The organism is Bacteroidia bacterium (genome assembly GCA_020852255.1).
Taxonomy (GTDB): domain Bacteria; phylum Bacteroidota; class Bacteroidia; order JADZBD01; family JADZBD01; genus JADZBD01.
This window is the reverse complement of record JADZBD010000009.1, coordinates 17,585-30,351: the sequence shown is the minus strand read 5'-3', so window position 1 is coordinate 30,351 and position 12,767 is coordinate 17,585. Positions and strand designations below refer to the sequence as shown.

The 12,767-nt window shown below is 47.8% G+C and carries 7 protein-coding genes; 3 read left to right on the top strand and 4 right to left on the bottom strand.

The genetic code is table 11. From position 1 onward, the window contains the following. Positions 1-4: 4 nt before the first annotated feature. Together IT233_05925 and IT233_05920 are read right to left on the bottom strand one after the other, a co-directional pair. Entirely contained in the window at positions 5-3,235 is a 3,231-nt protein-coding gene (locus IT233_05925) for a M1 family metallopeptidase (protein ID MCC7302162.1), read from the bottom strand. Positions 3,236-3,276: 41 nt separating this feature from the next. Beyond that, positions 3,277-5,349: a tetratricopeptide repeat protein gene (locus IT233_05920; protein ID MCC7302161.1), complete on the bottom strand. Its 2,073-nt coding sequence runs from the start codon at positions 5,347-5,349 to the stop codon at positions 3,277-3,279. Between the two features lie 72 nt (positions 5,350-5,421). Here IT233_05920 and tatC point away from each other — a divergent pair, with 72 nt between their 5' ends. The 3 genes from tatC (at position 5,422) to lptB (ending at position 9,616) form a co-directional block, all read left to right on the top strand. After that, complete coding sequence (gene tatC / locus IT233_05915; GenBank protein MCC7302160.1) at positions 5,422-6,234, top strand: twin-arginine translocase subunit TatC; 813 nt, start codon at positions 5,422-5,424, stop codon at positions 6,232-6,234. Positions 6,235-6,416: 182 nt separating this feature from the next. Beyond that, on the top strand, positions 6,417-8,867 hold the full coding sequence (locus tag IT233_05910; protein MCC7302159.1) for a carboxypeptidase-like regulatory domain-containing protein: 2,451 nt from the start codon (positions 6,417-6,419) through the stop codon (positions 8,865-8,867). Positions 8,868-8,869: 2 nt separating this feature from the next. Next, positions 8,870-9,616, top strand: coding sequence for an LPS export ABC transporter ATP-binding protein (gene lptB, locus IT233_05905; protein MCC7302158.1), 747 nt, complete (start codon positions 8,870-8,872; stop codon positions 9,614-9,616). On the opposite strand, the gene IT233_05900 is transcribed toward lptB, so the two are convergent. Further along, positions 9,610-10,608, bottom strand: coding sequence for a hypothetical protein (locus tag IT233_05900; GenBank protein ID MCC7302157.1), 999 nt, complete (start codon positions 10,606-10,608; stop codon positions 9,610-9,612). The two genes, lptB and IT233_05900, sit on opposite strands and share 7 nt — an antisense overlap. Continuing rightward, entirely contained in the window at positions 10,577-12,628 is a 2,052-nt protein-coding gene (locus IT233_05895) for a thioredoxin domain-containing protein (GenBank protein ID MCC7302156.1), read from the bottom strand. The genes IT233_05900 and IT233_05895 overlap by 32 nt, the downstream gene beginning before the upstream one ends. Positions 12,629-12,767: the final 139 nt, after the last annotated feature.

Here is a 12,767-nt window from a genome sequence, read left to right as displayed (position 1 = left end):
TGTTTTAAAAAGCCCTGTTCACGCCCAGCACCCACCGGAACGCGAAGTAGTCGGTTTCTGTATAAGGGATACGATTAAGAAATAGAGGCATGTCGAACCGGATCGTTAACGGATCAACTGTTTCCAGAAAAGCCCACTTCTTGATTGTAAGAGCAATTCCAAGGCCTGCATCTGCACGCAGGTCAGTGAGCATCAGGTTTTCTCCGGGAGCGGAGTAAGAGATCACACCGGCGTCACCAAAAAGATACGTGTTGATCCGGAAAGTATTACGCATGGCATTGGCAAATTTCCATCTTCCCAATTTCCGGCGAAAGAATTTCGGAATGCCCTTACCCCGGAAAAGATTGTCAAATTCCAGCTCTGCGTTTACCGAAGCGCCTGAATGGCCGCGGTAGGAGTGAACCACCCCACCGTTTCCTGTTTCTTCGGGAGCAAGATACCCCGCGTATCCCCTGAGGTTAAGTCCGCCGCCGTGATGAAAATGATTCAGATCCCCACCGTAACCGGCCCACTCAGAAGGGAAGAAGCCGATGGAGCGTGTGAATTTATTGTCCATCATCTCCTCCGGTGAAGCGCCGGCAAGATACAATTCCGATTCGGGGGCCTGTGTGCCGGTACTATAACGTACGGCAACCCGCGTGTTGAGATTGATTTTTTTCCCCAGCTTGTTTCGGTTCATCACCGTTAGGTTAGCAGCAGCCGAATTGAAATCACTCATGAGTGTGGAAGAACGCAAACTGAGATGAATAGTTCCGTTACCTCCTGTGTAATCGTAGGGATGTTCCATACCAAGGGTAACCGTATTATTCAGCATATTTGGAAGCCATTCCTTGTTCAGCAGGTAGGTCAGATCGGATTCAGCGTAGCGGATCATCGATTTATAGGAGGCATAATACGTATTTACATTTTTCCTATCTTTCTTTACAAAGCCTGCCTGGTACATATTGAGCCCGTCGAGGAGATGGATAGTGAAGGAGGCAGAAGAGTTTTTAGATATTTTTTCCGTTGGGGTGCTGTAATGAAATCGGAAGGATATGTTGTCAAAATCGTTCTCGTGTACGGTACTGTCGAACGTCATCTGACCGAACTGGGTATTGAACCAGATGGTAGATTCAAACTTTCGATAGCGTCCCATATAGGATCCGTTGAAATGCAAACCGGCCTTTACACCATCGAAGCCGTTGTACCATATTTCAGGCCGGGAGCGGAGTTCATACGATTTCCAGTCCGGCATGTTATATATTCTGGAATCTGACATATAACTCAGTGGAAACTTCTTGCTGTTGTCCAGCATCCAGATGTCTGCTAAACGATGAGTGGGATCAATCAGTACATCCTTCACTTTTCCGGTCACTTTGATGGTGGCCGTATATTCCGGGTTAATTCTCATCCATCCGTACCATTTCGGGAGTACCAGGGCCTTGGTTTCTTTGATAAAGTCAGTGTTTGGGATATGGAAATGCACAAGGCTGTCGTTGTCCAGCACTACTGCAAAATCAATGGGCATTTGCATATCCCCTTTTCTTACGAAAGTGATCTGATATTCGCCTTTCTCTTTTCCTTTCTTAAGGGAAGTAATGCCGTAATCAAGGGTCTTTGGCGTGTCAAACCACTGGTCGAAGAACCAGCTGAGGTCTGTTCCGGCAGTGCGTGTTACGGAAGCTTTGAAATCCTCCCAGTACGGGTGGCATATTTTCCAGTCATCGAAATAATTCTGCATCGCTTTCAGGAACAGTTCATCACCGAGCACATACTGCAGATTATAGAGCATAGTAGCGGTTTTCGTGTACACCTGGCGATATCCGCCTCCGTGGCGCATGGCTGTTCCAAACATGGATGACTGGGTGTTCAGAACTACTTCATCCCGGTATTCGAAGTCAAAAAGGTATCCGGCGTAAACCTCACTGTTGCGAATAAGATCGGGTTTACGGTGCCGCTGAACGTATTTGTTTTTTGGAAGGTTTTGAACCCGGTAAAGGCCGTCAATCTTTTCCATAGCCCAGCAGGTAAGAAACTGGGTGAAACCTTCATCCAGTGCGGCACGGTAGGTTTCGTTTGTTCCGATCATACCAAAGAACCAGTTATGTCCCACCTCATGGGCAATCAGGTCACGGTACCCCGGATCCTCGCCGCCGTCCAGCGTTAACATGGGATACTCCATTCCGTCGCGCGCGTCTGCTACGATCATTTTCGGATAAACATACATGCCAAAGTCAGTGGAATATATTCTGATCACATCAGCAGTAAAGGAGGCGGCATTTTGCCAGCGCGATGCGTGCGGCTCCTGGCAGAGAGCGATAATTTTTATTCCCATCCAGTCGGCTTCGCCTATCCGGTAGGTAGGGTCGGCGGTCCAGGCAAAATCATGCACGTTCACTGCTTTAAATTTCCAGACTTTCCTTATTCCGGGTTTGTATTTTGTAATCACGGAAGGTGGTGAGTACATGGGTTTGTTGGCGAATCGTTTGATATCAAGTGAATCCCGTAATGACTTTGGCAGCACTTCGTCGGGATTCTGTAAAACACCGGTGGCGTCCAATACAAAATTATTTGCCAGATCCAGGCTTACATCATAACTCCCGAAATCACCATAGAATTCTTTTTCAAGGTGCTGCTCGAGATCCCAGCCCAGTTTGCGGTCATACACACACACGCGCGGATACCAGTGCACGCCATCATAATGCTTATACCCGTAGGCGTTGAACATTTTCATGCGGCGGCGCATGGCCGTGTTGTTCTGAAAATAGGTATTGAAATCCACCTCAATAACGATGGAATCACCGGATGCCAGCGTTCGGGGCAATTCCACTTTCAGAATTGTATTGTCAAGTTTGCTGTTGAGTGCTTTACCTTCTGACTCCAGCCGCTTTATCTCTGTGCCGAGTCCTTTGTCCTCATATACTCCGAATTTTGGCTGAATATTATTTCCCTTGTTAAGGGATTCGTAATAGGAGCCGCGGGTAAAGGCATTCTGATACAGGTGAAAATAAACCGATTTCAGTTCATCGGGCGAATTGTTCCAGTAGGTTAAAATGAGTTTCCCTTCAATAACATCTGTTTGCTCGTCCACCCGGGCGTCTATATTGTAATGTATATCCTGTTGCCAGTAACCTTCAAACGGCTTTCTGTTTTTCCAATAGTGAGGGTTGGAAGCGGACCGGAAGGAAGAGCCGGACTGGGCGCAGACAACAACCGGTATGATAAAGGTGAGAAAGGAAAGAAAGAGGGTCCTCATAATTGCTTGATTCGTTGCGAATTTAAGAAAAAACGACGGCCTCAGGGCTTCTTAACCGTGCTGTCTTTTGCGGCAAGGGCAAGGGCTAAATTATTACGGGCATATGGGTTGTCCGGATTAAGTTCGAGCGCCTTCTTGCCGGCAGCAATGGCTTTCCCCCAGTCTTTAAGCGCATTATACCCTGAACAGATGTTATTCCAGGCGCGATCCGAGTCTGCATCAAATTTCAGCGCCTCTTCCGCCGCCCTGATGCTTTGCTCGTATTTTCCTGCCATATAGAACTCATAGCTGAGTGCAAGATAGGTATCGATACCCGGAGAAGCGGCGGCATCTTTGATCGCTTTATCAAGCCGGGAATCCTGCTGCAGGGTGTTCATGATCGTGAGTTGTTGCTGTTGCTGGAGCAGATTAGTATGCTGCGGACTTACTTTCAGACCCTTCTCGTTGAAACGAAGGGCGTCCGCTATGCGATCCTGTAGCATCAGGAACTGAGCATAGTAATAGTAACATTCCGGGTTATTCATGTCCAGACGCAGCGCATCGAGGAAATACCCTTCCGCCTCCTGTGCAAATCCGGTAAAACCCTTCAGTACTCCCATATTGATTTTGAGGTACGAATAGTAAGGCAGTATTTCAGATGCTTTCACATATTGTTGCCATGCCCCTTCGTAATCGCCTCGTGCCATCAGGGTATTTCCGTAATTCATCCAGCCTCTGCCGTTTCCGGGACTTTTCTCGGTGACGTCTTTCCATAAAGTTTCGGCCGATGACCAAACCGCTGCGCGTTGCCTGGTGCCGGCCAGGTGGGCACCATAAATCAAGGCAAGGGAAAGAAGCAGAGCCGCCCGTGGTCCGGTGGAAATCATCTGTTCCTTTCGCTTGTAGAAATGCAGCGCAATGAACCAGGTGAGAGACAAAACCAGTCCGATGTACGGGAAGAATACCCGGTGGTCATTCATTACCTCTCCTAAGGGCACAAGGCTGGTCGGCAGCAAGGCAATGAAAAACCACAGGATACCGTAAGTGATCGGGCGGGTTACCCTTTCTTTGGAAAAATGCCAGGCCAGATAAAACATCACGGCTATAAAAGCCAATCCGGTATAAATGCGCGGATCTTTCCAGCTGAACACCGCCGTCCAGTCGGTGTCCGCGCTAAGCTCTGATGGCCAGATAAAGTTTTTGAAATAGTGAAGCATTACCGCCGGCTGTACACCTACATAAGAAAAAAAGCCAGGATCTCCCGCATTCCACCCGGGGGGAGTATACCTGCGGCTGAGCAGAACGAAAAGCAAAGCTATCAATCCGTACGCAAGTGTGGAAAGCAAAGGCCGGCCGAGCGATTTGATTCCTTTGGCAGTTAAAATGTCGGGAAGGGAATGATCTTCTCTGAAAAAAAAGAGCAGCAAGGGCAAAAGAGCAACTCCTGTCACCGATGGTTCCTTGATAAATACGGCCAGGATAAAAAGCAGGAGAGATAGAGCCAGGTTCCAGGGCTTTTTAAAGCAGAGGAAGAAAACCAGCGAAGCCATCAGGGCCGTGGTACTTGCACTATCCGACCGTGCAATGATGTAATTCATGGTTTCTGCGTTCGCGGTGTGAACCCAGTAGAAAGTTGTTCCGGCGAGAGCAGCCCAGCGGTTCAGCGAGTGGGGGAGGGCCGCATCAAAAATATATTTCAGAAAAAAATACATCAGGATGCCCAGCAGAATGAAGCTTAAAAAAATATGCAGGTGAAAGAAGAAAGGATTGATGTTCTGCTGCCGGTAACTGACCGGCTTGGATGCCCATCCCGGCGACAACATCCTTTCCAAGGTAGCCGCCGAGGAAGTGGAATCGGCAATGCTCGCTTGCTTAACCTTCTCCTGAATGGTATAATCTACGGTATTGAGTGCTGTCAACAGGGGCCTGTATCCCTGGTTTGCAGGCAGCGAACTGGTGGTAGTTGCATCGGTGAAAAACGACGGAATGTTGCCGGGGTCACGAATAGCGGTGTTTGAAACAATGGTGTGATCGTCGTCGAAGTGGAAAGGATTCTCAAAATGACCCGAATAGGCCGTAAAAAGCATGCCGAGTGCAAGAACCCATCCCAAAGAGAAATAGACCGACTTGTGCATCGTTCAAATTTAATCAATTAAGGAGACCCGAAGGCTGTCCCCCTCCGAACTTCATCTTATATTTGCTCTCCCATGAGCGAACCAAAAAAGGAAATGTCTTTCCTCCAGCACCTGGAAGCCCTGCGATGGCATCTGGTTCGCTCAGTAGTGGTAATCATGATGCTGGCGGTGGTGGCGTTTCTGTATCCGCAGATTCTCTTCGATAAGGTTATTCTCGGACCCAGTGAGGAAAGTTTTGTTACCTATCGCGCCATCTGTAAGTTTTCACATTGGGCAGGGAAAGGCGATGAACTGTGTGTCGGAGAGTTTGCCTTCTCACTCAAGAATATCAATATGTCGGGACAGTTCTTCTCCCACATGTGGATATCATTCCTTGCCGGACTGGTACTTGGCTTTCCCTACCTTCTTTGGGAGATCTGGCGATTCGTTAAACCGGCATTGAAGGACAGGGAGATTCAGTATGTCAGGGGTTTTGTCTTTTATGCCTCGTTCTTATTTTTCACCGGTGTGCTTTTTAGTTATTTTATAATTGCTCCTCTGACCATTCTCTTTCTCGGGAATTACCAGGTTTCGCCGCTCATCGGAAATGAGATAACCATGGATTCCTATATCTCCACCATCACCAACCTCACTTTTGCAACGGGCATTGTGTTCGAACTTCCCATTGTGGTTTATTTTCTTACCAGCATCGGGCTCCTCGGTCCGGCTTTTATGCGACGATACCGGAGGCATGCCCTCGTGGTAATCCTGATTATTTCCGCGTTTATCACCCCTTCACCCGACATTTCCTCCCAGGTGATGGTCGCCATCCCTCTCTATTGTCTCTATGAGATTTCGATCTTCGTTTCACGATACGTGGAAAACAAGCAGAGGAAAGCCGGATGATTCTAACTCAAATACCCCCCCGATTCTTGATAATTGCTGAAAAAGGGGATGTAACAGTATTGCCTGTTCGTACGGTATTGTCTATTTTAATGGTTTGATTTTTGATGGGATGTAAGCCCTTCCACTTGATACATAAAGTGCTGAAATTCAGATATATTGCAATTATTCTAAGTTGTCTTCCGATGGGTTTGGCAGCTCAGGTAACCAAGGTGACCGGAAAGGTGGTGGATGCCGAAACGCGGGAAGGGCTGCCTTTTGTGAATGTGGTTTTCCGGAAGACCAAGCTGTCGACCACCACAGACTTTGACGGGAAATATTCTATTTCAGCCTCAGTTCCGGTAGACTCTTTGGTGGTATCCTATATCGGGTATGTGCGTTACGCGGTGGCAGTGAAAAGAGGACAATCACAGGTGATTAACATTGAATTGAAAAGTGATGTAAAAACGTTTGATGCCGTTAACATCACGCCAGGTGAGAATCCCGCTCACAAGATTCTGAGGAAAGTATGGGCGAACAAAGAAAAGAACGATAAAGACGCACTGGAGGCGTACGAATACGAGGTGTATAATAAAGTGGAGTTTGACCTGAACAATATTCCGAAGGAATATAAAGACAAAAAGGCGTTAAAGCCGGTAAAGTTCATCTTCGATTATATTGACAGTACCAACGCCAAGGAGAAGCCTTACTTACCACTATTCATTTCCGAATCGCTTTCGGATTATTATTACCAGAAATCACCACGTAAGAAAAAAGAGGTGATCAAAGCCAGCCGCATTTCCGGTTTGCAGAACGAGGAGAGCGTGACACAGTTCATGGGAGATATGTATCAGAATGTAAATCTCTATGACAATAATTTTGAGGTGTTTGCCAAAACATTCGTTTCTCCGATCTCCGAAAACGGAATACTCTTTTATAAATATTACCTGATCGATTCAGTATACATTGATGGCGTCAGGTGTTATCATATTCAGTTTAAACAGAGAAGGAAGCAGGAATGTGTGTTCAATGGTAACATGTGGATAGCCGATACTGCCTTTGCTCTTAAACGCGTGGAGATGTCGCTGCCCGATGACGTGAACCTGAACTATGTAAATACACTAAGCTTCATTCAGGAATACGGAAAGGCTCCTTCCGGAAGATGGATGCTGGTCAAGGACAGGATCATCGTGGATTTTGCGATCCGTGAAAAGAAAACAGGATTTTACGGGCGAAAAACAACTTCCTATAAGAATTTTATCCTGGATCAGCCCAGGCCGGATGACTTCTGGACTTTTGGTGAAAATCTTTTTGTAGAGAAGGATGCAGCGGAGAAAACGGAGGAATACTGGAAGAACGCCAGGCATGATTCTCTTTCAAAAAATGAGCAGCAGATCTATCACATGGTGGACACCATCCAGAGCCTGCCTATTTATAAATCCTGGGAAACGATTTTGGTGACGGCCGTGGGAGGCTACTGGGTAAAGGGCCCTGTTGAACTCGGTCCGTACTATAAAATTCTCAGTTTTAACAGTATTGAAGGCTTGCGGTTAAGGGTGGGTGGGAGAACGAGTAACGACTTCTCGCGCTGGGTGGAGATCAACGGCTTCGCGGCCTATGGATTTGATGACGAAAAATTTAAGTACAATGCAGAGTTTAAAAGTTTCATTACAAAGAACCCGCGGCAAATTGTTTATCTGAATTACAAGGATGATTATGAGGTTCTGGGGCAAAGCTGGAATGCGTTTACACCGGATAACATCATCTCATCCCTTTTTCGCAGGACCCCTCTTACGAACATGACGCGCGTGCAGCAGGGTATGCTGACCTGGGAATACGAGCCTTTCGACGGATGGAATAATAAGCTATACCTCGTGAACCGGAATATGACTCCCCTGGGAACGATGAAATATATTGCCTTCAATGACAATTTTACCCGTGATACGCTCAGCGGCATCACTACTTCCGAGATCAGAATTCGTACCCGCTTTGCATACGATGAAAAATACCTGGAGGGTACGTTTCTGCGTACCAGTACCGGCACTAAATACCCGGTGCTGTCCGTGGCGGCTTCATTTGGAATAAAGGGAGTGATGAACGGTGACTACGAATATCAAAAGCTGGTGGTGAACGTCACCGATCGCTTTTACATCAATCCCTTTGGCTATGTGGATTATATCGTTGAAGGAGGTCAGGTATTTGGAAAAGTTCCTTACCCTCTGCTGGAACTGCATGGCGGAAATGAAACGTATGTGTATGATACGTACGCATTCAATATGATGAACTATTATGAATTTGCATCGGATCGCTACCTGACAGTTCAGATGTTCCATCACATGGGAGGATTCCTTTTCAATAAGGTTCCCCTGCTCCGGAAGCTGAAATGGCGGGAGGTATTTACCGTAAAAGCACTGATCGGAGAGGTAAGTTCCAAAAATCTGAATGTTTTTGAATTTCCTGCAACACTTAACCAGCTGAACAATGGCCCTTATTATGAAGTAAGTGCAGGGGTGGAGAACGTCTTCAAGATCTTCCGGTTTGACGCGCTCTGGCGTCTGAGTTATGTGGATGACGGGTACCGGACCCGGTATGAATCCAGTTCGAAAAGTCGCGTACCGGTGTTTGGTATACGGGGAGCGATGCAGTTTATTTTCTAGGGATGAGACTTAGAGCAGAAAATATTGTCAAGCGCTATAAATCCCGAACGGTGGTTAAGGGAGTTTCTTTTGAAGTGAAGCAAGGTGAGATTGTAGGGCTATTGGGACCGAACGGTGCTGGAAAAACAACTTCCTTTTATATGATTGTAGGAATGATCAAACCGAACAGCGGTTCGGTTTTTCTGGATGATCGCGAGATTACGGACGAGCCGATGTACAAACGGGCACAACTCGGGCTTGGATATCTTCCACAGGAAGCAAGTGTTTTCCGTAAGTTAAGTGTTGAGGATAATATACGGGCGATTCTTGAAATGACTGCTCTTCCCAAATCAGCCCAGCAAGGGAAACTTGAATCGCTGCTGAACGAATTCGGATTACAGCACATACGGAAAAATATCGGGGATCGCTTGTCGGGAGGAGAGCGGAGACGGACCGAAATCGCGCGATGTCTGGCAGTAGACCCTAAATTCATTTTGCTGGATGAACCTTTCGCCGGCGTTGATCCGATAGCAGTGGAGGATATTCAGCAAGTGGTTGCCGGACTTAAGAGGAGAAACATCGGAATACTTATCACAGACCATAACGTGCATGAGACGCTCTCGATCACAGACCGCGCGTACCTGCTTTTTGAAGGAAGCATACTCAAGGCAGGAACGGCTGAGGAGCTGGCGGGAGATGAGCAGGTTCGCCGCGTTTACCTGGGCCAGAATTTTGAACTGCGGAAACCGGCGAATCAGGAAGGTCAGTAGAATTCGTAGGAGAATTTCACTATCCCTATTTTTTTCTTTTCAAGGTCACGATCAAGACGCGCTTTTACCAGCGGTGACTGTTCCGTATACAGCCAGGTTACATTGTTCGTATGAACGGTATCCCTGAATCGTTTCTCTCCCGACAACACGCCGTTTTGGTCGTATTCATATAATGTCCGGAAACTGATGTCACCGTTGGCATTCGTGGAGGTTTTTGACTCCGCCGGCAGCCCCTGCTCGTTGAATGTGTATAGATTGTAGTACTTAACGAACCCAACCGTGTAAGAGTGGTTCTCTTCCACAAAAAATTTGGAGAAGTTGATGATAGCACTGCGGTATTCCTTTCCTTCATCATTCAGAAAGGCTTTCCGCAATTGGCTGGCCGTTTGAAAGATATAATCGAAGGACTCTGTTGATATGATGGTCTGAACACCCAGTTCAAACTGCTGTATATCCGGATTTTTGCTTGTTTCCCTGCAATAGGTTTGTCTTGAAAGGAAGCCATTCTGATTGTAATCGTAGTACCAGGTAAAGAAATAATCTCCCTGGTGGGTACGGCGCATGATCAAACGCCGGTGCTCATCGTAGCGGAACCAGGTAAACGTGGTATCGAAGGTATAGACGTATTCATCACGGGTAGTGGCCGCCTTGATCTTGCGGCCACGGCTATTGTACACGGCCGGCACTTTGATTTCTACCAGCTCGCGGGAACGAATGGTCAGATGAATGAATCGGGTGACCAGTCCCAGCTTGTCGAATTCGTAAATATCATGGAGCCCCTTGTTTTCAATGGGGAAATCGTCGAGTTTTTCCTGCATACTAACCACCACCCGGTGGATTTTTTGCTGGGCGATAACATCTGGATTGAAACGGTAAGGTGTGGTTTCTATCCAGAAGGGTTTATGGTCAATCAGTTGCGCGGAAAGGGAAAGCGATGGAATCAGAACCAGGCCTGCAAGGTTAATTATCCGCTTGAAGCAATCTAAGAGCATCTTCCGCCGTTTTTACAGGTTCCCGGCATGAGGCATTCCTGCATACATAAACCAGGGTCTCCTCCTCCTTGTGACGGCCGATGAGCAGCGGCAGCGTGGAAGAACCCCGGCTACCGGCAAAGATCAGGTGAGGGGGAAGCCTTTTACGAAGCAACCGGTGGAAGTCATTAACAGAGTTTCCAACAATGCTGACCTCTGCGGAATCCCCTGTCAGACTTAGCCCGAGCATCATCCAGCAGGAGTAGCCGGGGGGGTAAGCAGAAAATTCTTTCTGAACGGCCAGGTACATTCTCAGCGCACGGTCTGCCCATTCCCGTTTCCCAAGATGAATCGCAAGCTTCCGCAGTGCTTCGCCCATGACGGCATTGGAAGAGGGGATAACATTGTCGTTGATTTCGGTCTTTCGCACAATGAGCGGCGTGTCCTCGTCCGACGTGAAATAAAAAAAGCATTGCTTTTCATCGCTGTAGTGCCCAAGCGCATGTTCTGTCAGATTTCCCGCCAGGTTCAGCCAGGTTTCATCAAGCGTACATTCATAAAGTTCGGTAAAGGCCAGAGCGGTAAAGGACAAATCGTCCAGAAAGGCGTTCACAGCGGCAGTTCCATTTTTCCATGTATGGTACATTCCGCCATTGGGTTTCAGCATTTCACGCCGGAGAAATCCGGCGCAGCGCACGGCACGGGAAATGTAATTCGCATCTCCTGTAACCTCCCCCGCCCGGATCAAACCCTGTATCATCATTGCGTTCCATGAGGTAATGATTTTATCGTCCAGACCCGGTCGTATTCTTTTTTGACGGGCGTGCAGGAGCGTGTTTTTCCAAATGGTTCGTTGGTGACGTAGCTGTTCAGGGCTTATTCCGTGCCCGGCTGCAAATTGTTCAGGAGTTCCGGCGCGAAGTGGTATATAGGCTCCTTCCCATGCCCCGCTTTGGTCCAGATGGAAGTATTCCATGCATAGCCCGGCGTCCGGTCCAAGAAGGGATTCCACTTCTTCCCGGCTCCATAGATAATACTTTCCCTCCACTCCTTCTGAATCGGCATCCAGCGCTGAATAATACCCGCCGGAAGGATCGAGCAACTCCCGTTCACAGAATGATATTGTTTCGTGGAGCAATTCTTCGTATTCTTCTGCAGGAAAGAAACGCAAGGCTTCCGCATAAAGTGAAATGAGTTGTGCATTATCGTACAGCATTTTTTCGAAGTGAGGTACTTTCCATACCGCATCGGTGCTGTAACGGCAAAATCCTCCTCCGATCTGATCGTAAATCCCTCCCCTCGCCATTTTATCCAGTGTGAGCCTGACCTGTTTTAGGATTAGGGCTGGATCAGGCGGTTCACCGTCCTGGCTACTGATACCGTTCTCTTTCGGGCAATTTCCGAAACGAAGCAGAAAGGAATAGTTGTTGGGAAGGGGAAATTTGGGAGAATGATCCGGGCCACCTTCCCGGGTGTCGAACCGGGATTGCCATTTTCGGACAGCGGTATGAATAAAGGAACGGTTGGCCAGGGTCCCCGGTTCCGGCGGCAGAATCAGCTCAGATTGCTTTACTCCTTCTGTTAGTCGCCCTGCATATTCTGCAGCTCTTAACGGGTCACGCATCCAGAGGTCGGCGAGATGTTCCAGTGTTTGCAGCCACTTTGACTTTGGGAAGTACGTTCCTCCATAGAGTGGTCTCCCGTCGGGTAGGGTGAAGCAGTTCAAAGGCCATCCGCCGCTGCCCGTGGCTACCTGCACCGCCGTCATGTATACCTGGTCTACATCCGGCCGTTCCTCGCGGTCAACTTTAATATTGATGAAATACCGATTCATTACTTCCGCCACTTCGTGATCTTCAAAGCATTCCCGCTCCATCACATGACACCAGTGGCAGGCAGAGTACCCTATGCTAACCAGGATGAGTTTGTTCTCTTTTTTGGCAAGTGCAAGGGTTTGTTCATTCCACGGATGCCAGTCCACCGGATTTTCTGAGTGCTGCAACAGGTAGGGGCTTGTTTCGTGTTGGAGTGCGTTGGTCATTCGGTGTTTAGCTTCGTCAATGTATTTATTTACCTTTACCCAAAACCTGTATTCATGAAGAAATCTGTTATCCTGCGTACCCTGCTAATCCTCCTTGCTGCTTCTTTCCTGACTTTTACCGTACTGGAATCCTGTTCTT

Coding starts and splice junctions, on each gene's coding strand:
- IT233_05895 (MCC7302156.1), bottom strand. CDS start 12,628: ATGACCAACGCACTCCAACACGAAACAAGCCCCTACCTGTTGCAGCAC.
- IT233_05900 (MCC7302157.1), bottom strand. CDS start 10,608: ATGCTCTTAGATTGCTTCAAGCGGATAATTAACCTTGCAGGCCTGGTT.
- IT233_05910 (MCC7302159.1), top strand. CDS start 6,417: ATGGGTTTGGCAGCTCAGGTAACCAAGGTGACCGGAAAGGTGGTGGAT.
- IT233_05920 (MCC7302161.1), bottom strand. CDS start 5,349: ATGCACAAGTCGGTCTATTTCTCTTTGGGATGGGTTCTTGCACTCGGC.
- IT233_05925 (MCC7302162.1), bottom strand. CDS start 3,235: ATGAGGACCCTCTTTCTTTCCTTTCTCACCTTTATCATACCGGTTGTT.
- lptB (MCC7302158.1), top strand. CDS start 8,870: ATGAGACTTAGAGCAGAAAATATTGTCAAGCGCTATAAATCCCGAACG.
- tatC (MCC7302160.1), top strand. CDS start 5,422: ATGAGCGAACCAAAAAAGGAAATGTCTTTCCTCCAGCACCTGGAAGCC.